General features: G+C 42.1%; 32 protein-coding genes. 31 read left to right on the forward strand and 1 reads right to left on the reverse strand.

Translation table 11 applies throughout. The features are described from left to right. Positions 1-23: 23 nt before the first annotated feature. Positions 24-713 carry a LexA family transcriptional regulator gene (locus JP36_RS09825; RefSeq protein ID WP_039174259.1) on the reverse strand — a complete coding sequence of 230 codons (690 nt, stop codon included), beginning with the start codon at positions 711-713 and terminating at the stop codon, positions 24-26. 175 nt (positions 714-888) lie between these two features. Here JP36_RS09825 and JP36_RS09830 point away from each other — a divergent pair, with 175 nt between their 5' ends. From JP36_RS09830 to JP36_RS11420, 31 genes are all read left to right on the forward strand, one after another. After that, positions 889-1,155, forward strand: coding sequence for a helix-turn-helix domain-containing protein (locus JP36_RS09830; protein ID WP_039174260.1), 267 nt, complete (start codon positions 889-891; stop codon positions 1,153-1,155). A 36-nt stretch (positions 1,156-1,191) separates the two neighbouring features. Further along, positions 1,192-3,162 (forward strand): Mu transposase C-terminal domain-containing protein, encoded by a 1,971-nt coding sequence (locus JP36_RS09835; protein ID WP_039174261.1) that lies wholly within the window; start codon positions 1,192-1,194, stop codon positions 3,160-3,162. A gap of 2 nt (positions 3,163-3,164) precedes the next feature. Next, on the forward strand, positions 3,165-3,398 hold the full coding sequence (locus JP36_RS09840; protein ID WP_039174262.1) for a hypothetical protein: 234 nt from the start codon (positions 3,165-3,167) through the stop codon (positions 3,396-3,398). An 18-nt stretch (positions 3,399-3,416) separates the two neighbouring features. Continuing rightward, positions 3,417-4,292 carry an AAA family ATPase gene (locus tag JP36_RS09845; RefSeq protein ID WP_039174264.1) on the forward strand — a complete coding sequence of 292 codons (876 nt, stop codon included), beginning with the start codon at positions 3,417-3,419 and terminating at the stop codon, positions 4,290-4,292. A gap of 10 nt (positions 4,293-4,302) precedes the next feature. Beyond that, the gene (locus JP36_RS09850; RefSeq protein WP_039174267.1) at positions 4,303-4,527 is read left to right on the forward strand and encodes a hypothetical protein; all 225 of its coding nucleotides are present in this window, start codon (positions 4,303-4,305) and stop codon (positions 4,525-4,527) included. A gap of 8 nt (positions 4,528-4,535) precedes the next feature. Further along, positions 4,536-4,724 (forward strand): hypothetical protein, encoded by a 189-nt coding sequence (locus tag JP36_RS09855; RefSeq protein ID WP_039088602.1) that lies wholly within the window; start codon positions 4,536-4,538, stop codon positions 4,722-4,724. Between the two features lie 2 nt (positions 4,725-4,726). After that, the gene (locus tag JP36_RS09860) at positions 4,727-4,957 is read left to right on the forward strand and encodes a hypothetical protein (protein WP_039174269.1); all 231 of its coding nucleotides are present in this window, start codon (positions 4,727-4,729) and stop codon (positions 4,955-4,957) included. Continuing rightward, positions 4,948-5,460 carry a host-nuclease inhibitor Gam family protein gene (locus JP36_RS09865; RefSeq protein WP_039174271.1) on the forward strand — a complete coding sequence of 171 codons (513 nt, stop codon included), beginning with the start codon at positions 4,948-4,950 and terminating at the stop codon, positions 5,458-5,460. Before JP36_RS09860 ends, JP36_RS09865 begins: the two co-directional genes overlap by 10 nt. Beyond that, the gene (locus JP36_RS09870) at positions 5,460-5,747 is read left to right on the forward strand and encodes a hypothetical protein (RefSeq protein ID WP_039174273.1); all 288 of its coding nucleotides are present in this window, start codon (positions 5,460-5,462) and stop codon (positions 5,745-5,747) included. Before JP36_RS09865 ends, JP36_RS09870 begins: the two co-directional genes overlap by 1 nt. A gap of 161 nt (positions 5,748-5,908) precedes the next feature. Next, entirely contained in the window at positions 5,909-6,097 is a 189-nt protein-coding gene (locus JP36_RS09875; RefSeq protein ID WP_039174276.1) for an ANR family transcriptional regulator, read from the forward strand. Continuing rightward, positions 6,097-6,261, forward strand: coding sequence for a hypothetical protein (locus tag JP36_RS11640; protein WP_167332840.1), 165 nt, complete (start codon positions 6,097-6,099; stop codon positions 6,259-6,261). The genes JP36_RS09875 and JP36_RS11640 overlap by 1 nt, the downstream gene beginning before the upstream one ends. After that, complete coding sequence (locus JP36_RS11645) at positions 6,258-6,425, forward strand: hypothetical protein (protein ID WP_167332841.1); 168 nt, start codon at positions 6,258-6,260, stop codon at positions 6,423-6,425. The genes JP36_RS11640 and JP36_RS11645 overlap by 4 nt, the downstream gene beginning before the upstream one ends. A gap of 2 nt (positions 6,426-6,427) precedes the next feature. Next, positions 6,428-6,907: a hypothetical protein gene (locus tag JP36_RS09880; RefSeq protein ID WP_039174278.1), complete on the forward strand. Its 480-nt coding sequence runs from the start codon at positions 6,428-6,430 to the stop codon at positions 6,905-6,907. Between the two features lie 2 nt (positions 6,908-6,909). Beyond that, positions 6,910-7,302 (forward strand): hypothetical protein, encoded by a 393-nt coding sequence (locus JP36_RS09885; protein WP_039174280.1) that lies wholly within the window; start codon positions 6,910-6,912, stop codon positions 7,300-7,302. A 23-nt stretch (positions 7,303-7,325) separates the two neighbouring features. Further along, on the forward strand, positions 7,326-7,499 hold the full coding sequence (locus tag JP36_RS11565; protein ID WP_156106940.1) for a hypothetical protein: 174 nt from the start codon (positions 7,326-7,328) through the stop codon (positions 7,497-7,499). 5 nt (positions 7,500-7,504) lie between these two features. Beyond that, a complete protein-coding gene (locus tag JP36_RS09890; protein WP_039174283.1) occupies positions 7,505-7,942 on the forward strand; it encodes a hypothetical protein in 438 nt (145 codons plus the stop codon). 78 nt (positions 7,943-8,020) lie between these two features. Continuing rightward, complete coding sequence (locus JP36_RS09895) at positions 8,021-8,503, forward strand: hypothetical protein (RefSeq protein ID WP_039174285.1); 483 nt, start codon at positions 8,021-8,023, stop codon at positions 8,501-8,503. Next, a complete protein-coding gene (locus JP36_RS09900; RefSeq protein WP_039174287.1) occupies positions 8,496-8,867 on the forward strand; it encodes a hypothetical protein in 372 nt (123 codons plus the stop codon). The genes JP36_RS09895 and JP36_RS09900 overlap by 8 nt, the downstream gene beginning before the upstream one ends. Further along, the gene (locus tag JP36_RS09905; RefSeq protein ID WP_039174288.1) at positions 8,857-9,267 is read left to right on the forward strand and encodes a gp16 family protein; all 411 of its coding nucleotides are present in this window, start codon (positions 8,857-8,859) and stop codon (positions 9,265-9,267) included. Before JP36_RS09900 ends, JP36_RS09905 begins: the two co-directional genes overlap by 11 nt. A 58-nt stretch (positions 9,268-9,325) precedes the next feature. Continuing rightward, positions 9,326-9,673 (forward strand): hypothetical protein, encoded by a 348-nt coding sequence (locus JP36_RS09910; protein WP_039174290.1) that lies wholly within the window; start codon positions 9,326-9,328, stop codon positions 9,671-9,673. Between the two features lie 116 nt (positions 9,674-9,789). Continuing rightward, a complete protein-coding gene (locus JP36_RS09915; RefSeq protein WP_039088584.1) occupies positions 9,790-10,212 on the forward strand; it encodes a Mor transcription activator family protein in 423 nt (140 codons plus the stop codon). Between the two features lie 83 nt (positions 10,213-10,295). After that, the gene (locus tag JP36_RS09920) at positions 10,296-10,838 is read left to right on the forward strand and encodes an N-acetylmuramoyl-L-alanine amidase (RefSeq protein WP_039174292.1); all 543 of its coding nucleotides are present in this window, start codon (positions 10,296-10,298) and stop codon (positions 10,836-10,838) included. Between the two features lie 2 nt (positions 10,839-10,840). Further along, the gene (locus tag JP36_RS11570) at positions 10,841-10,990 is read left to right on the forward strand and encodes a hypothetical protein (protein ID WP_156106941.1); all 150 of its coding nucleotides are present in this window, start codon (positions 10,841-10,843) and stop codon (positions 10,988-10,990) included. After that, positions 10,987-11,208 (forward strand): DUF2644 domain-containing protein, encoded by a 222-nt coding sequence (locus JP36_RS09925; protein WP_039174294.1) that lies wholly within the window; start codon positions 10,987-10,989, stop codon positions 11,206-11,208. Before JP36_RS11570 ends, JP36_RS09925 begins: the two co-directional genes overlap by 4 nt. Then, on the forward strand, positions 11,208-11,459 hold the full coding sequence (locus JP36_RS09930; protein WP_039174296.1) for a DUF2681 domain-containing protein: 252 nt from the start codon (positions 11,208-11,210) through the stop codon (positions 11,457-11,459). The genes JP36_RS09925 and JP36_RS09930 overlap by 1 nt, the downstream gene beginning before the upstream one ends. A gap of 110 nt (positions 11,460-11,569) precedes the next feature. Continuing rightward, on the forward strand, positions 11,570-11,824 hold the full coding sequence (locus JP36_RS09940; RefSeq protein WP_039174300.1) for a hypothetical protein: 255 nt from the start codon (positions 11,570-11,572) through the stop codon (positions 11,822-11,824). After that, positions 11,824-12,078, forward strand: coding sequence for a hypothetical protein (locus tag JP36_RS09945; protein ID WP_039174302.1), 255 nt, complete (start codon positions 11,824-11,826; stop codon positions 12,076-12,078). The genes JP36_RS09940 and JP36_RS09945 overlap by 1 nt, the downstream gene beginning before the upstream one ends. Positions 12,079-12,080: 2 nt before the next feature. Beyond that, the gene (locus JP36_RS09950) at positions 12,081-12,578 is read left to right on the forward strand and encodes a DUF1804 family protein (RefSeq protein WP_039174304.1); all 498 of its coding nucleotides are present in this window, start codon (positions 12,081-12,083) and stop codon (positions 12,576-12,578) included. Positions 12,579-12,681: 103 nt separating this feature from the next. Then, positions 12,682-14,325, forward strand: coding sequence for a phage terminase large subunit (gene terL / locus JP36_RS09955; protein WP_039174306.1), 1,644 nt, complete (start codon positions 12,682-12,684; stop codon positions 14,323-14,325). Positions 14,326-14,327: 2 nt separating this feature from the next. After that, entirely contained in the window at positions 14,328-15,947 is a 1,620-nt protein-coding gene (locus tag JP36_RS09960; protein WP_039174307.1) for a DUF935 domain-containing protein, read from the forward strand. Further along, complete coding sequence (locus tag JP36_RS11420; RefSeq protein ID WP_039174309.1) at positions 15,934-17,229, forward strand: phage minor head protein; 1,296 nt, start codon at positions 15,934-15,936, stop codon at positions 17,227-17,229. The genes JP36_RS09960 and JP36_RS11420 overlap by 14 nt, the downstream gene beginning before the upstream one ends. Positions 17,230-17,250 lie beyond the last annotated feature (21 nt).

Consider the following 17,250-nt stretch of genomic DNA (forward strand, 5'->3'; position numbering starts at 1 on the left):
AAAAATGATGATCACATTAAAAATTAGAAGTCCCTATACCCTCTAACAACCTGCCCAATAACAATCAATGAATTAGCTTCATCCCACGTCAAGGCAATCGGCTGATACATTGTGTTGTCACTAATCAATTTTACACCGTTAAAGTCAAATTGAATTTTTTTGACCCACATCGCCCCTTGATGATTAATAACAAAAATTTTGCCTTCTTGTAAGCGTTTGTGTGTCATATTAACAACAATATCCTCGTTGTCTTTAAGCGTCGGATACATACTATCTCCCCTGACACGGAACATTGCTAACTCGTCGGCTCTAAACCCACGCTCTTTAACCCAGTCCGCCTCAATCCTTGTGTAATCAGGATTGCGCTCCTCATCATTGATGCGCCCAAAACCTGCAGATACAAAAATATTACGATAATCAGCAATATAATAATCATCTGACAACAGATTGATTTCTGTTTTTTCGGCATCTTGTTGCTTGTCTGTTAATTCAGTCCCTATAGCTAGCCACTCCAAACTGACATTTGCAGCTTGAGCGATGCTAATTAAATTTGTCCTGGACGGATCAGCCTCTCCCTTAACCCATCTAGCCAAGGTTGCTTGAGCAACACCAACTGCTCTAGCGAACTCACTTAAATTATCATTAAAGTTTTTTTCTGCGATAAATTTCATCCTTTTTGAAAAGGAATCATCGTAAATCTTTGCCTTACTCATCTTTTACGCTCTTATTGATTTATGAGTAACCGTAAAACATACACCTAACGATTTGATTTATAAGAAATTTAATCTTAAAAGATAAATTATTCTTAATATCTAAACTTTTACGGTTGACTAAATTAATCTTTTACGGTTTAATACACATATCGGATGTACAAAAAAGGTGTATTAAATGATCGTATTAGAAAGTTTAAAAAAAACCGCTCACGACTGGGATAAAGCGGACATTGTTTATGCGCTGCGAAAAAAAGGCTGGACACTAAGATCATTAGCAAAAGAAACTGGTGTCAGTTACAGCACATTACGTTCTGCCTTAGACAAGTCTTATCCAAAAATGGAGGTCGTTATTGCAAGCGCCATAGGTGTTGATCCGGAAATAATCTGGACGGAACGATACGCGAGACGCCGATTCAGACCAACACTAAAAATCAATAGATAATAAACCAGCTTTTAAGTTTAGAAAAGAGTTATTTTTATGAGTGTATTAACCTTAAAAGAGTTTTACTCGGTCAAAGAGCTTACCTGCTTTAATCTTAAAAGTTTACCGAGTGCAGCAAAAAATATTATCAGCAAAGCTCAGCGTGAACAGTGGGCGAAAAGAAAAAGAAGCGGTCGAGGTGGTGGATATGAGTATAAATTATCATCGCTACCCCAAGATACGCAGAACGAAATAAAAGATAAATTTGCAAGAGTTGTTGTCAACAAAAAGCCAACAGCTGTCAAAGTAAAAGTTAATGTAGATACCTTAACTGACAAACAAAGGGAAATTGCTGATGCCAGAATGGCAATCGTCATTTATGTACAGGAATTGGAAAAAGCAATGCCTCGGTATAAAGCGATTGCCTATTTTTGCGAACAAGCAAAAGCCGGAAATTTACCAGCTCACATCCAAAACTTAATTACAACTGCCAATGCAAGAAATAAAAATGGCAACAGTCAACGCACATTATCGGCAAGAACACTTAACCAATGGGTGCTTGATTACGATAACAGTAATAATGCGGTAGAACGCCTAGAAAAACTTGCACCGGCACAACGACAAGCAAAAACGCTTGCCGAGCTGTATTGGTTGCCTGATTTCCTGGCTGTGTACCGTAATACTAACGGTGTCAACATTGCCGAAGCCTATGCGCAATATATCTCGCAAGCGGCGGAACATTATGCAGATCAACCTTATATGCTTGAAATTTTGCCATCGCTCTCTGCTGTAAGACGTGGATTGAAAAAACTTAACCCATATATGCGGGCAATCGGACGTAAAACAGGCGCGGAATTACGTGCATTAAATATCTATGTAAAACGCGACTGGTCAGTATTAAGAGCAAATGACGTATGGGTGGGTGATGGACATAGTATGAAAATGAAAGTGGCTCATCCTGATCACGGTCGCCCATTTATCCCTGAATTAACCTTAGTAATGGATACCGCAAGTCGCTATATCGTTGGTTGGTCGGTATCGCTTGCTGAAAACTGTTTGGCGGTAGCCGACGCAATCCGCTACGGTGTCGAAAAACACGGTATCCCGGCAATTTACTACTCAGATAACGGTGGTGGTGAGAAAAACTGGATGTTAGATGCAGACATTACAGGGATTTTGCCGAGATTAGGGATTAATCACCAAACCGGGATACCAGGCAATCCACAAGCACGTGGGATTATTGAACGTGTAAACCAAACTTTAGCGTTACGCATTGCTCGCCAATTTGCCACTTATCACGGCACAGGAGCAGACCGTGAAACAGTACGCAAAACCTCAACCGCTGTCATTAGTTTAGACAAGGCTTTAAGAGATGGACGAACCGAATTAACCGATAAACAGCAGTGGGCAAAAGGCAAATTGCCAACTTGGCAACAGTTTATTGATGCGGTGCAAATTGGGGTGGATTGGTACAACAACGAGCATATCCACCGTGAAATCGGTATGACGCCCGCTCGTAAACGTCAACAGTTATTAAATGATGACGACATTATTAGAGTTACGCCGATTGAAGCTCGCGATATGTTTAGACCGCAGGTGTTGCGTGTAGCACAACGTGGTTGGGTATCACTCTTTAACAACGATTACTTTAGTCAAAAATTGCTGGATGTTGACGGCGAAAAAGTGGTTGTTGCGTTTGATATACACGATGCAAACAGTGTGATTATCCGCAAACAAGACGGCACTTATCTTTGTGAAGCTATCTGGAACGGTAATAAACGTGCCGCATTTGCTGAAACGTTTGTGGATAAAGCTCGCAAAGAACGTCATCAACGCCGAATGAAACTTAAACAAGAACAAGTCGATGAAATCAGAGCGGAAGCCAATCCAGTTATTACGATTGAACATCAACCAAGTACTGATTTATTGCACAGTTTAAACCAAGTCATAAAACAGAAAAACGAAGAACGGGTCGCAATACTGCCGTCCGAGCTTGAATATCAACGCAAAAAAGCAATGGGAGCATAAAGATGAAAATACATTGCATGAAAAACGAGAAGAAAAGGGAGCCGGCATTGCGTGTACCTCGTTATAAATATCTTGCTGTGTTATCTGAACTACTTGATTGCTTAGAACAGATTGACGAACCGAAACGCGATGAATTTTTAAAATTAGCGATGATTGCACGATTAATGACATTAGAACCAGGTGAACAATTAGTGCTAACGCTGGATGGAATAGAACTCATTATTGAATTGGTATAACTCAAAAAGGACTACAAGATGAAAGAACAATTACTGCATTATATGGAGCAAACAGGCGCAACGCAAACCCAAGTTGCCAAAGCACTCGGTAAAAGCGTTGCCGTAATTAACCAATACCTAAAAGGCACTTATCAGGGGCGCACTGATGAGGTAGATGATGCTGTTAAACGCCTGCTCGAACGCCATAAAGACAAAGTGATTGAACGCAAATTTAACAGCAAATTTGTGATGACCTATGCCGCACAATGCTGTCAAGACGTCGCACGTTTTGCCCATACCGATGGCGATATCAATGTTATCACCGGTGCGGCGGGGCTGGGTAAAACACAAGCATTAAAAGATTATGTTAGACAAAATCCCGATGTGGTAATGATTGAGGTTGAGCCAAGTTACTCGCCAAAAGTGTTACTAAAAACAATCTGCCAAAAAATCGGGGTGAATGACACCGGCTTAAATCACGAATTGTTTGAGCGTATAAAAGGCAAATTATGTCAAGGTAGGCTGTTGATTGTAGACGAGGCAGAGCTATTAAGCACAAAAAGCCTAGAGTATCTACGCCGTATCAATGATCTCACCCAATGCGGTGTGGTGTTAGCCGGAATGCCTCGCCTTATCGTAAATCTAAAGGGTAAATATGGCGAATTAGCCCAGCTTTACAGCCGTGTGTCATTAGCGATTGATCTCGGCAATGCCCTCAACGAAGAAGATATTGCCAAACTGGCAGAAAGCGGCATCGGCACAGCCCAATTTAACGACCAACTCTACAAAGCAAGCAAAGGCAACGCCAGACGCTTAAACAAATTAATGCGTGGGGTTATTAGATTATCCGAAATGCACCAACGCCCAATCGATGAAACCCTAATCAATAGTTATGCCGATATGTTAATCCACTAAGGAGGACAAAATGACGAAAAACCAAGCCAGACAAGCCATTTTAAATGTTGCCTACGCCTTAAGACGCGAGGGCGTAAAAATCATTAAAAGCACTACAGGGCGTTACCCGACAATGATTGTCCTCTGCCCAAGCGAACGGCTAAGAGCAAAAAGTGTTGAGGTCAAAACGAAATATAAAGGGATTGAGCAAACGTGGAATGTCGCCAACGAAAGCGGTGTGAGCGTGTATTGGTAGGAGGAATTATGGCACGCCGTCAAAAAATTTATGCCGTCTATAAGGGAGAGCAAAATTTAGCAGACGGCACAGCAGATGAATTGGCACAAAAACTGGGGGTGAAACGTAATTTTATCTACAAAATCAACAACAAACACTACTTAGCAAAATATAGCGACAAAAACACAAGATTAATTGCAATCAAAATTGAGGATTAAAAATGCAGGAAAACATCAAAAAAATTTACCGCAGTAACAAAAAATTATTTGAACGGCATTGTTATTTATTTGCAATAAAAGCAGCAAATTCCCCAGAGGCGCTAGTTGAGGCGCTTACAGAAGGTATACACCATTTTGAAGTGAAGAAATTTACCGGCTGGGTAGAAGTGAGAGCGGTATTAAATAACCAAATGACAGTAACAAAAAACGAGGAGAAAAGAAGATGGCACTAAAAACCAGACTAAAAAGCGACACCGTGCGCTACACAACGCGTGAAGAAGTCGAAACCGCCATTAAAGAAGTGGGTGATTTACAGCGTGAATTACAACGTGTTGCCACTCATCAAAATGATGAACTGGCGGCAATTACCGAAAAATACGCACCACAAATTGCCGATTTACAGGCGCAAATCAAGCCATTGCAAAAAGCGATTGAAATTTGGTGTGAAGCCAATCGTGCTGAACTCACCAACAACGGCAAAACAAAAACGGGCTCGTTTAATACTGGGGAAGTCCAATGGCGACAACGCCCACCAAGTGTATTAATTCGCAAGGCGGAAGATGTCTTAGAACGTTTACGCCAGTTAGGCTTAACTCGCTTTATCCGCACCAAAGAAGAGCCGAATAAAGAGGCAATGTTAGCAGAGCCAGACATTGCAGCCACTGTAACAGGGATCACAATTAAAAAAGGTGTTGAAGATTTTGTGATTACGCCATTTGAGCAAGGGGGGCAGTGATGTTTAAACGATATTTTACGTTTGAAAAAGTAATGTCTGCATTATTTCTCACGTTTAGCGTACTGTCAGTCCCTTTTTTCATTATGAATTTTAAAGTGGGCATTATTTGTTTTCTTGATGCAATTTTGTTCCTGTTTTGGATTGTATGGTATGAAGTCCGAAATTTAAAAGACTGGGGGCGTCAAAATGTCGAACAGCTTGTGCAGAGTGCTGAAGCTACTGCTCGAGCTGCTTATAAATTAAAGAACACACAGGCAGAAAATTATTTATTAATGGTAAAGAGGTGAAATAAATGGATGTAAATATCTTAATTTTTTTGATTGGGATTTTAGTTTTGATTGGTTGGATCTGTTGGTTAACAACGAAATTATAAAGCCCTTTTCAACACGCTTTAAAGCCGATTTAAGGCGTGTTTATAAAGTGTTTTAACTACAAAACAGGAGCAAAAATGCAACAAACTTATCAAGAAGCAGCCGAAAGTGCGGCAATGCTAGAGCGTGCAGGGAGTTACGGCGAAGCGGCAATTTACTGGCAGCGTGCGTCAAGTTTAGCTAAGAAAGAGATTAACTGCAAATGGGCGTTAAACCGCAGCCAATTTTGTAACCGAATGAAAACAAGACCGTTTAAGGGGGCGTAATGATAAATAAATACCTGGTAAGAGTCTATGGCGTGATTGAAATCGCAGTAGAAGCCGAAAGCATTGAGCAAGCAGCGGAATGTGATTTAAGCTGTCTAGATCTGAACGCAATGCCTCATCACATTACCGAAATTGCCGAGATTGTGGAGATTGAAGAACTATGACAACACAAAAACAAAACGAGCTAGCATTAAAGCTCAATGTGATGATCGGACAACTGCAACAAGCAATGCAAGCGATTAACACAGGCAACTATATCGCCGCAGGTGTGTATCTGGATCTGGTGCAAAATCAACTGCCAAAGGCAAGATGGCAAGTAAGGGGCTAAAGATGAAAATAACAGATGATGAGATTTTAGCGTATATCTGGGATGAAACACTAGGTAGGGTTGCTCGAAATGCAGTTATACACTATATGGGGCATAAGCTAGGCACTTATGACATTAATGAGTTAAGAGATGATGATGTTGAGCTGATCGCATTGTTACATCGCACTAACCTTTATGCTGGTGCGACATTAAGTAAAAGCCAATTTAGAGTACGCCTTAACCAACTGGTTAATCAAGGAAGAATATTACCTAGATTAGGCAAAGATAGTAAAGCTTTTGTGATCAACGCAGATGTCAAAGCCGTTGTAATCAGTGCAATTACATTTTGGCAAAATGCAGGGCTACCATTTGATTATACCGATGAAACAAGAACTTGTATGAGAACAATCCCCGCTGAAAGCATTAATGTCTTTAATTTAACCACAGCGTGTTATCGATTACTTAGATGCGAATATCCAATTTATCAAATGAAAGGGGAATAAAAATGAAATCCTTTACCTTAGTTTTAACGGCAACCTTTGATTTTCGTGATGATGAGACAGCTGAAATAGGTATTCAGTGGTCTATCGAGCAAGGGAAAATGTTATCAGAAGCACCCAAAAAGCTAAATTTTACGATTAGGAAATTGATGAAAGATTGCATTTACGCATTGCCTATTTTATCCCATTTTTTTGAGAAGTTTAGCCAAGAGATGCAAACCGTTACGGCTACTGCAAGCGTGAAGTTTGAAGGGGAAAATGAGGACTGGCAACTGGCTTTTTCCGCGTCAGAAAAAAACGAAGCAAACGAATATATCCAAGGATTGCTTTTTGGATTGCTAACACAGAGAAATGAACTTTTGCGAAAGATAAAGTTATTGGAAAAGGAATTGTATTAACGCTCATAAACAGGGGAAAGCAAATGAAACATAACATTGATCTAAAAAATGATTTTGATACTGCTGTATTAGCTTTTATCAAAACGGTTTATATCCAATCTAAATATGATAAAGATAAAGTGCGGGTTTTATTTGCTGATGAGGTGGTTGAAGCAGTTATGCAAGTGGTTGATATAACAGAGAGAAATAAGGAGTAAATAATATGCCAAATTGGTGCGTAGGTGATTTAAAAATCAGAGGTAAAGTTGAAAATATTGCTCAATTTTTAACTGAATGTATTGAAGGCTGTACCGTACTAGGGGGTGACTCTAACTATTTAGAGGTTGAAAATATTAGAGGACAAATCATTAAAGGTGCAGGGCGAGTTTATTGTGATAACTCAGATGGAGTGATTGGGGGGCGTAGATCATCTGAAAATTACGTGTTCGTTATCCCTATCATTGCGGCGTGGAGATTAGGAGAATCTGAACTAATTGAGTTAAGTACACGTTTTAACGTTGATTTCCGTTTTTATGGCTTTGAAGGAGGAATGCCATTTAATCAGGAACTAGAGGTGGTAAAAGGCAAGGTAACGTTAAGTAAGTGTATTGAATTTGATGATTATACTTGGGAATGTCCTTGCCCAAGACTTGGTGGGTAAATTTAGAACCCATTTACCGCCCTTTGGTTCAGAGGGCGGAATAATGTGTTTTAACCCCGTTTTAAAAGGAGTTTAAAAATGAAATGTAAATGCCCTGCGTGCGGGGCGGTGTTGTCGTTAGATGTGTTGTTGCAACACGAGCAAGCGAGCCTTGCGGTGATGAATGCCTTATCGCTCAATGGTGAGTTTGGACGCTTAGCAGTGCAATATTTAGCCCTATTCCGCCCTGAAAAATCCGCACTCACAATGGATCGCTTAGCGAAACTACTCAGTGAGTTGGTTAGCGAAGTGCAAACCGGACAATTTTACCGCAATGGACAGAGCTATAACGCCCCGCTTGAATGCTGGATTGACGGCTTAACCATTGTGCTGAACAGTCGCCATAATATCAAACGTCCGCTGACCTCACACGGCTATCTCTATGAGGTAATGACCAAATGGCAACCAAAAAACAGCAACAATATGATGAACGGACAAATAAATAACCAATCCGCATCGCGACCATTTAGCAGCAAAACCGGCAAAGCCTTGCAAAATTTAGCGGAGTTTGCCAATGGCTGACGAAAAATGGCTAAAACGAACCGTAGCTCAAGGGTTGGGAAAATTGGTGGTGTTACGCCTTGCCAACCAACCGCCCGAAGAGATGATCAAGGCTACGGCAGAAGTGTGGGTGCAGGTGATTTTAAGCCAACGCCTTTATGGCGGCTGGCAAGAAAAAGAGGATAAATGGCGAATTGAACAGGCGTTTATGCGGTTATGTGCAGAATGTGAGCGTTTCCCCGCCCCGAAAATGCTCTTAGACCGTCTGCCCAACCGAAAAATAGCGGAATTACCGCCACCAGAGCCAAAACCGCTCACCCCGGCACGGCGAGAACAACTGGCGAAAATGTTTGCAAAACTAAAAGGAGCAATCAATGTTGAATAATGCTTACCGTAAACGGCTGATAGCGTTGGTACATATCGGCAAAACACAACTCAAAATGGACGAAGCAACCTATCGCCTGTTTTTGCAAAACACCGTAAACAAAAACAGCTGTAACGAAATGGATCAAACGGATTTGCACAACGTATTACAAACAATGGCAAAAATGGGAGCAAAAGTACAACTGCCGTTTTGGCAAAATCGCCCCAGCCCAAAGGCGGATAAAAAGCTCTATCTTGCCAAAATTACCGCACTATTGGCGAAACATCACTTACCGCCACAATATGCAGACGGCATAGCAAAACGGGCATTTAACATCGACCAAGTGCAATGGCTGACTGTTTGGCAGTTGAAAAAAGTGATCCAAATGTTGTCGGTGTATGACCGTAAGAACAAGTTGTAATTTATTTTGCATAAGTATAAATTAAAGGCTCGGTTGAAGCCTTTTTAGTGGAGATAATATGAAAAAATTAATATTTGTAATGCTATGTAGTATGCTTTCATCGTCTGTTTTTGCAATGACAGATGAGGCAAAAAATGAATTAACAAAAGCATTGCAAGGAGATTATCAAACCTTAAGAAATGTAGCGTTTGCGATGAAAAATGGTTCTTTCGGACACGATAAAAATCCGATTGCAGGGTGCGCATTGCGTAAAATAATTTTAATAGTAAACCAAGGCGAAACAGATGCTGGTGATTATAGCAATGAGTATGTAGATTGTAAGGCATTATCACCAAGTGATGCTGAACAAGCTTGGAAAACCACCTTACAACTTTTGCCTACAGTATTAAAAGCTAAATCAAATTAACATTTAATCCCAGCATAAAGCTGGGATTTTTTCTGTCTATTAAAAAAGTCTAAAAGTGAGTTTTTAGGAAATCCTATGTTTTAATAGCCTCCAAACAACATCTTAGGAGGGCTTAAATGGATCAACTAACACTTAATGATGTGCGTCACTGCTTGCCGGAAGTGGTGCTGGAGATGATTGATGTGCTGGGTTTCGCCGACACACAACAAGTGATCGACAAATTTGGTGGCACACGGCTCTATTTTATGGATAAAGCACGCTACTATAAATTAATCAAAGAAACCATAAATGAAAATGTCGCCAATAAAATGCGTGATTTTTTTCGCACTGAATCCGTTTATATCCCCCGCTGTGATGTTGCCTTGCGGTTATTGCGTAATATGCAATTTAAAGCGGAATATGACTGTCTGGTGGATAGCGGAGTGAGCGGCAGAATGGCAATGGTGCAACTCTGTCCAAAATATAATATCACTGACCGCACCGGCTGGCAGATTTTAAAAGGGCATTGGCAGCAAGCCTATCAACAAGATTTGTTTTAGTACGGTGCTGAAATACCGCGCCGGTCCTCTCCTCTGTTTTTGTCAGAAAATACCTTAACGATTAATCAGTTGAGGTATTTTTTATGTCTTTTCCAATCTCATTAATTGTGGTGCATTGCAGTGCCACACAAAACGGCAAATCACTGCGTACCAAAACACAGACTGCCGCACAAGTCATTGATGGTTGGCACGCCAAACGTGGTTTTAAACGTCGTGCCAATCCGCCTATGTTTAACTCACATTTGCAACACATCGGCTATCACTTTGTGATTGATGTTGATGGTACCGTCGAAACCGGTCGTCAAATCGGTGAAATCGGCGCACACGTCAAAGGGCATAACGCCGGCTCAATCGGCATTTGCTTAGTTGGCGGCGTCACCATCGACGGCAAAAATTACGGACGCTACACCACCAAACAGTGGCAAGCATTGCACCGCTTATTGCGTGAGTTAGAAGCCAAATTCCCGCGTGCAAAAATCTGCGGACATCGTGACTTAAGTCCAGATCTCAATGGAGATGGCAAGATTACGTCAAATGAGTGGATTAAAGACTGCCCTTGTTTTGATGTTTGGAGCTGGCTTGATAGTGAGCAAGTGATTAACCCAGACCATCTATTTAAGGAGTGACGATGACGATTAATACATTATCTATCATTTTGACTGTATTGATAATCGGCATTTGTTTTGAGGTTGGCAAAGCGATTGGGGCTTATCTTGTAGATGAAATCCGGTGGTGCTATCAACGTCGGCAGCTCAAAAAGCGAGGTAGCAAAAAATGAAACTGACGGAATTAATCACTAACGATAACGGTCGCCTAAGCACCACCGCCTTTATCCAGTTTTTTGGTGCGGTATTAATGGCGGGCGTCCTGACTTATTGCGTCTATCTCGACCGCAGTTACACGCCCGAACTCTTTATGACTTTCGCCATTTTTTGTGGCGGGGGCGTGGCGACTAAAGGGTTTGCCAATGCGATTAAAAATAAAGGGGGTAATTAATGTGGCAACTTTACGCATTAGCTGTTTTTGTCGCTGCATTTGTGGTCGGTTATCTGCACGCCCGCTGGCAGGGTAAAAAAATCGCAGAACAAGCAAAACAGATCGAACAAGTACAAGCCGAAGCCAAAGCGATTGCGGAGGAATTAGACAATGCAGAACAACGTAAAAAGATTGAGCAAGCTAACCGCCGTCTTACTGCTCACGGCGTTGATGAGCAGTTGCAGTCAAAAGGCTGGTATCGTGAGGATTAGCGGCTGCGCCTCGTTTGGTTTGATCTATCCAAGCCGTAAAGACACAGACGATACCAAACGCCAAGTGTTAAATCATAACCTCACTTACGAGCGGGTGTGTGGAGGGCAAAATGGATCTGCAAATTAGCGGCGAATGGGTCTTTAACGGCGTGGTGTCGATTGCGGTTACCTTTGTAGGGTTTTGGCTACGCTCGGTCAAAGAGGAACTCAAAGAGCTAAAAAGTGAGTGCAAAGATATCCGCAATCAATATCAAACCAAAGAGTTGGCGAAAGTGCAGTCTACACACACGGATAGCATTTTGGCAGAAATCAGGGATGAGCTTAAAGCAATGAATCACAAATTGGATAAAAAGGTGGATAAATAATGTCAGCAAGAATGCAAAAACGGTTAATGCAGCAAAATACAAATGCCAAATTGGACGAATTACTGGATTTGAGCAAGGAAGCCAACCGCAAAATTGACCGGATTGGTGAGCGCGTTGATAACATCGACCACCGCTTATCCTCGCTTGAAATGCAGGTCGGCAAAGTGACCACCAAAGCCTTTGTCGCCGGCGGTTTAGGTGGTGCGATTGTGACCGTCGGGATTGAGTTAATTAAAGCAAAATTTGGAGGCTAATAATGGCGCACGATGCACAAACTAAGGCATTTGTCCGCCGTTATTATGTGTTTGACTACTTAACGTTGGAACAGGCGGCGGAAAAAGCCGGTGTTTCTTTTCCAACCGCACGCCGTTGGAAAAAACAAGCTGAAGTAATGGGCGATGATTGGGACAAGGTACGTGATGCACAATCCATCGCCGGCGGCAAAATCGAAGAAGTTGCGAAAGGAATGCTCACCCGTTTTGTGTTGCATTTTTCGAGCGTGATGGACGAGTTGGAGAAATCCGAGTTGCCACCGTCTGAAAAAGCGGAGTTATTAAGCGGCTTAGGCGATAGCTTTACCAAAATGACCGCCGCAAGCAAACGAATTTTACCCGAAGTCTCCGAGTTAGCCGTTGCACTTAAAACGGTTGAGTTATTAGGTGAATTTATCCAAGTCAACAAACCACAACTATTAAGTGAGTTTGTTGAATTACTGGATGCATTCGGTCAAGTCCTCAATAAGGAATTTAAATAGTGAATTTATTGACCTTTATTTGTGTAATTTTAGCCTGTCTCTCTGCCCGTGATGGTGGTGCGTGGGGTTGGTGGGTATTATTAGCTGTCTTGGTGAGTGATTGATGAAAAGCAAAGAATTTATCAAAGAGTTAGCCGCGTATGCGGATAGTTTACGCCAGAAACTCGAAGCCTCGTTTGACGGTTGGGATGATAATCCGAAAGCTGTCGCAGAACGGCGGGCTAAGGTATTGGATAAAGAACAGGGCTATGATTATTTTGTGAGCCACTATTTTCCGCATTATGTACGTTCTACCTCAAAATCACAGTTGCACCGCTATTTATTTGCCCGTTTACCGCAAATCTTACAGCAGTCAAAAAGCTGTTTAGATGCGATTGCCGCACCGCGGGGTGAAGCAAAATCGACGTTAGTCTCACAATTATTTACGCTCTACTGTCTGATTACGCAACAAAAACGTTATTGCTTAATCGTGATGGACAGTATCGACCAAGCCTACCCCATGCTTGAGGCGATTAAGGTCGAGCTTGAATTTAACCAACGCTTACGCATTGATTTTCCCGAAGTGGCAGGGCAAGGACGGGTGTGGCAAGCGGCAACCATTATCACCAACGCCAATCAAAAAATCCAAGTGGCTGGGTCGGGCAAAAAATTACGGGGCTTACGCCATGGGGCGTATCGTCCAGACTTGGTTGTACTTGATGATATTGAGAATGATGAACAAGTTCGCAGTCCTGACCAGCGGGACAAATTGCACAACTGGTTAAAAAAGACCGTATTACCGCTTGGCTCTGCTGACGGGAAGCTAGACATTGTTTACATTGGCACCATCTTGCACTACGACAGCGTGCTGAATCGTACCCTTGCGAGTAAAGCGTGGCATACCGCCAAATTTAAAGCGTTAATTAGCCTACCGGACAATATGGCGTTGTGGGATAAGTGGGAAGCCTTTTATCTCAATGAAGGCGAAGCGGTTGCCGATGCGTTTTATCTTGCGAATAAAGCTGAAATGGATGCAGGCTCGGAAATCTCTTGGGCTGCTCGTCCACTGCTCACGCTAATGAAAATCCGTGCCAGAGACGGACACAGCACGTTTGATAGCGAATATCAAAATGACCCAATCAGCAGTGATGACGCAATATTTGCAAATAGTATCCAGTATTGGACCACATTACCGGACAATTTAATTTATTACGGCTCACTTGATCCGTCAATGGGTAAAGCGGGAGCAAGCCGTGACCCGTCCGCGATTTTAGTGGGTGGTTATCATCGTCCAACCGGCAAATTGTATGTAGTTGAGGCACAAGTCAAAAAACGCTTACCTGATTTAATGATTGAGGATGTGATCAGGCTACAACAACAGTATCAATGTAAACGCTGGTTTGTCGAAACGGTACAATTTCAGGAATTTTTTAAGGATGAGCTGGTAAAACGTTCAGCCCAGCGTCATTGCCCTGTCCCCGCGACCGCCGTAAAACCAAACACGGATAAGATGTTACGCATTGAAAGTCTGCAACCGCATATCGCAAACGGCTTAATTTTACTGCATCAATCACAGTCAACGTTGATTTCGCAGTTACGCCATTTCCCGAAAGCGGATCACGATGACGGCCCGGATGCGTTGGAAATGTTGTGGCGGAATGCACTGACCAATTCAACACCGATTGAGTGGCACAGTTTGCAAGAGAGCGATATTGACAGCGATTTTGATGAACAGGACGAAGATTTATACAGTATTTGGCGGAGTTAATAATGGCAAAGAAAAAGCATAAACAACGGCAACAGCAAAAATTACTACAACAGAAAAATTTAGATACCGCACTACAAACGGCACGAATAACCGAAACCGGTCGGATTATTGCTGACCACCCAAGTAACAAAATTACCCCAACAAAAATGCGGGCTATCTTTGAGGCAGCGGAAAACGGTGATCTGAAAGAACAACACGAGCTTTTCGTCGATATTGAAGAACGGGACAGCGATATTGCTGCCAACATTGCCACTCGCAAACGTGCGGTACTCACCTTTGACTGGCACATCGCCGAACCTCGCAATGCCACACCGCAAGAAGAAGCATTACAGCAAGAGATTGACGAACTCTTTTACCAGATAACCAATTTTGAAGATTTGGTAATGGATTTAATGGATGCAGTTGGACACGGTTTTGTGGCGTTGGAAATTGATTGGCAGTTTATCAATGGCAAATGGCTACCGAAACGCTTTATCCACCGCCCTCAATCGTGGTTTAAACTCGACAAAGACGATACCTTATTGCTCAAAACGCCAACTAATTTTGAGGGAGAACCATTACAACCCTATAAATGGATTGTGCATACCCATAAATCACGCTCGACTCAATTAGCTCGCGTGGGGCTTTATCGCACGTTGGCGTGGCTTTATATGTTTAAACATTATTCCGTCCACGACTTTGCCGAATTTCTAGAACTCTACGGTATGCCAATCCGCATCGGTAAATATGGTGCTGGGGCAACCGAAGCAGAAAAACGCACTTTGCTGAGAGCATTAGCACAAATTGGACATAACGCCGCCGGTATTATGCCGGAGTCAATGGCGGTGGAATTGCATAATGTTGCCAATGGCGTCAGTCAAGGAAACAATCCATTTTTGCAAATGGTCGACTGGTGCGAAAAATCCATTGCTCGTTTGATTTTGGGGCAAACTTTAACCTCCGGTGCGGACGGCAAAAGCAGCACCAATGCACTCGGGCAAGTGCATAACCAAGTACGTCGTGATTTGTTGGTATCCGATGCCAAACAACTTGCACAAACTATCACACAGCAAATTATCCTGCCGTATTTGCAGATTAACATTAATCCGAATATCGACCCGATGCGGATACCGTATTTTGAGTTTGATACCAAAGAAGTCGAAGATTTAACAAAATATGCCGAAGCGTTGCCAAAATTAGTGGAGGTTGGGGTGAAAATCCCGGAACAATGGGTGAGAGATAAACTCGGCATTCCGGAGCCAGAAGAAAATGAAACGATTTTAACCGCAATTAAAACCGAGTTTAAACCTGATTTAAAAACAGCGCAAAACGCATTATCGGCACATCCGGCAGGATGTCGTTGTGGTTGTCAACAAGGGATTGCATTGTCAGCGGCAGATAATGAACAACAACTACTGGATAGTGAGCTGGATAAGGCTCTGGCAGATATTGATTTTAACGCACAGCTTGACCCAATAGTCAAACAAGTGGTTGGTGTATTGCAAAAAGCAGAAAGTTATGAAGCAGCTTTTGAAGCATTAACACAACTCTACCCGAACTTAAACAGCCAACAACATCAAGATTACCTCACAAAAGCGATCTTTTTGTCGGAATTATTAGGAGCGCACAGTGTCGGACATTAATTTTGCTTTTGGTCTTCCCCCTGAAAAAGCGATTGAATTTTTAAAACAAAAACGGCTGTTTTTAAATGGTGTTGATGTTGACGAGTTGCAATTAAGTGCGAGAGGACGAGCGGCGAAAATTGCGAATCTCACCTGTCTTGAGATGATGCAAGATATCTATCAATCATTAGCCGACGCCAAGGCGGAGGGGAAAGCCTTTGGGCAGTGGCGCAAAGACTTGCTTGGTCATCTCGCGAAAAAAGGGTGGCTACAAACGGAAAAAGTCGGGCGTAAGCAAGATACTTATATTGCCGACCCTAAAACCGGAGAGGTGTTCGGTACACCGTGGCGGCTTAATACCATTTATCGCACTAATGTGCAAACCGCTTATTCCGCACAACGTTATCAACAGCAGCGTGATAATGCGATTGACCGTCCTTATTGGCAATATTCCGCCATCGGCGACAGTCGTACCCGTCCAAGTCACGCCAACTTAAACGGACGCATATATCGTTATGATGATCCGTTTTGGCACACTTTCTATCCGCCAAACGGTTTTAACTGCCGTTGTTCGGTGATTGCTTTAAGCCAACGACAACTTGACAGCGAACATCTCACGGTAGAAACCGCCGAATTAGAAAGCTATGTTAATGAAAAAACAGGTTACCGCACCACCGGCGTGAAACTCGGCGATCAGCTGTTTACTGCCGACAAAGGTTTTGATTATCACGCCGGACGCAGTGTGTATAAACCGAATTTGGATAATTACCCCGAAGCCTTAGCCTATCAATTTGCCAAACGGGAAATGAGTGGGGAGAGTTTTAAGTTGGGTTATCAACAGCTTGAAAAAGAATATCGACAGCTAAAAACAGATTTGAATTTTAGTGGGAAATTAACAAATACCCAAATACAACAAATCAGTAACCATTTGCGACTTGAGTATAAATTTTCAGCAGGGATGTTGAATGTGACAGATAAAGCTAGACTAGGAAGCAAAACTGCTACGGTATGGCTTTCTGATGCCACTTTAATTAAACAGTTTAATAGTCGTGAAGGACAGGATTTTGATGTTGATATTTATGCAATGTTACCGGATTTAATTTATGAGCCTGATGTTATATTGAAATCAGATTCTAATGAGGCTTTAAGTAAAATATATTTTTTCAAATATATAGCTGAACATTGGCATATGGTAGTAGTGAAACATTTGAAAAATTATAATGAGTTGTTTGCTGAGAGTTTTCGTATTACTAATGAGAAAGAATTAAAAAAATTTAGAAAACAATATAAAACAATAAAATAGAACCACCGGGCAGGGCTCGAA

Origin of the sequence: Gallibacterium genomosp. 1 (assembly GCF_000771875.1) — a bacterium.
Lineage (GTDB): Bacteria > Pseudomonadota > Gammaproteobacteria > Enterobacterales > Pasteurellaceae > Gallibacterium.

Excerpts from the sequence above, each read along its gene's own strand:
- JP36_RS09895 (WP_039174285.1), top strand. The coding sequence starts at position 8,021 with ATGAAATGTAAATGCCCTGCGTGCGGGGCGGTGTTGTCGTTAGATGTG.
- JP36_RS09945 (WP_039174302.1), top strand. The coding sequence starts at position 11,824 with ATGTCAGCAAGAATGCAAAAACGGTTAATGCAGCAAAATACAAATGCC.
- JP36_RS09825 (WP_039174259.1), bottom strand. The coding sequence starts at position 713 with ATGAGTAAGGCAAAGATTTACGATGATTCCTTTTCAAAAAGGATGAAA.
- JP36_RS09940 (WP_039174300.1), top strand. The coding sequence starts at position 11,570 with ATGGATCTGCAAATTAGCGGCGAATGGGTCTTTAACGGCGTGGTGTCG.
- JP36_RS09910 (WP_039174290.1), top strand. The coding sequence starts at position 9,326 with ATGAAAAAATTAATATTTGTAATGCTATGTAGTATGCTTTCATCGTCT.
- JP36_RS09880 (WP_039174278.1), top strand. The coding sequence starts at position 6,428 with ATGAAAATAACAGATGATGAGATTTTAGCGTATATCTGGGATGAAACA.
- JP36_RS09870 (WP_039174273.1), top strand. The coding sequence starts at position 5,460 with ATGTTTAAACGATATTTTACGTTTGAAAAAGTAATGTCTGCATTATTT.
- JP36_RS09905 (WP_039174288.1), top strand. The coding sequence starts at position 8,857 with ATGTTGAATAATGCTTACCGTAAACGGCTGATAGCGTTGGTACATATC.
- JP36_RS11645 (WP_167332841.1), top strand. The coding sequence starts at position 6,258 with ATGACAACACAAAAACAAAACGAGCTAGCATTAAAGCTCAATGTGATG.
- JP36_RS09890 (WP_039174283.1), top strand. The coding sequence starts at position 7,505 with ATGCCAAATTGGTGCGTAGGTGATTTAAAAATCAGAGGTAAAGTTGAA.
- JP36_RS09915 (WP_039088584.1), top strand. The coding sequence starts at position 9,790 with ATGGATCAACTAACACTTAATGATGTGCGTCACTGCTTGCCGGAAGTG.
- terL (WP_039174306.1), top strand. The coding sequence starts at position 12,682 with ATGAAAAGCAAAGAATTTATCAAAGAGTTAGCCGCGTATGCGGATAGT.
- JP36_RS09900 (WP_039174287.1), top strand. The coding sequence starts at position 8,496 with ATGGCTGACGAAAAATGGCTAAAACGAACCGTAGCTCAAGGGTTGGGA.
- JP36_RS09860 (WP_039174269.1), top strand. The coding sequence starts at position 4,727 with ATGCAGGAAAACATCAAAAAAATTTACCGCAGTAACAAAAAATTATTT.
- JP36_RS11640 (WP_167332840.1), top strand. The coding sequence starts at position 6,097 with ATGATAAATAAATACCTGGTAAGAGTCTATGGCGTGATTGAAATCGCA.
- JP36_RS09925 (WP_039174294.1), top strand. The coding sequence starts at position 10,987 with ATGAAACTGACGGAATTAATCACTAACGATAACGGTCGCCTAAGCACC.
- JP36_RS09960 (WP_039174307.1), top strand. The coding sequence starts at position 14,328 with ATGGCAAAGAAAAAGCATAAACAACGGCAACAGCAAAAATTACTACAA.
- JP36_RS09875 (WP_039174276.1), top strand. The coding sequence starts at position 5,909 with ATGCAACAAACTTATCAAGAAGCAGCCGAAAGTGCGGCAATGCTAGAG.
- JP36_RS09855 (WP_039088602.1), top strand. The coding sequence starts at position 4,536 with ATGGCACGCCGTCAAAAAATTTATGCCGTCTATAAGGGAGAGCAAAAT.
- JP36_RS09950 (WP_039174304.1), top strand. The coding sequence starts at position 12,081 with ATGGCGCACGATGCACAAACTAAGGCATTTGTCCGCCGTTATTATGTG.
- JP36_RS11565 (WP_156106940.1), top strand. The coding sequence starts at position 7,326 with ATGAAACATAACATTGATCTAAAAAATGATTTTGATACTGCTGTATTA.
- JP36_RS09930 (WP_039174296.1), top strand. The coding sequence starts at position 11,208 with ATGTGGCAACTTTACGCATTAGCTGTTTTTGTCGCTGCATTTGTGGTC.
- JP36_RS09845 (WP_039174264.1), top strand. The coding sequence starts at position 3,417 with ATGAAAGAACAATTACTGCATTATATGGAGCAAACAGGCGCAACGCAA.
- JP36_RS09835 (WP_039174261.1), top strand. The coding sequence starts at position 1,192 with ATGAGTGTATTAACCTTAAAAGAGTTTTACTCGGTCAAAGAGCTTACC.
- JP36_RS09865 (WP_039174271.1), top strand. The coding sequence starts at position 4,948 with ATGGCACTAAAAACCAGACTAAAAAGCGACACCGTGCGCTACACAACG.
- JP36_RS09840 (WP_039174262.1), top strand. The coding sequence starts at position 3,165 with ATGAAAATACATTGCATGAAAAACGAGAAGAAAAGGGAGCCGGCATTG.
- JP36_RS09830 (WP_039174260.1), top strand. The coding sequence starts at position 889 with ATGATCGTATTAGAAAGTTTAAAAAAAACCGCTCACGACTGGGATAAA.
- JP36_RS09850 (WP_039174267.1), top strand. The coding sequence starts at position 4,303 with ATGACGAAAAACCAAGCCAGACAAGCCATTTTAAATGTTGCCTACGCC.
- JP36_RS09885 (WP_039174280.1), top strand. The coding sequence starts at position 6,910 with ATGAAATCCTTTACCTTAGTTTTAACGGCAACCTTTGATTTTCGTGAT.
- JP36_RS11570 (WP_156106941.1), top strand. The coding sequence starts at position 10,841 with ATGACGATTAATACATTATCTATCATTTTGACTGTATTGATAATCGGC.
- JP36_RS09920 (WP_039174292.1), top strand. The coding sequence starts at position 10,296 with ATGTCTTTTCCAATCTCATTAATTGTGGTGCATTGCAGTGCCACACAA.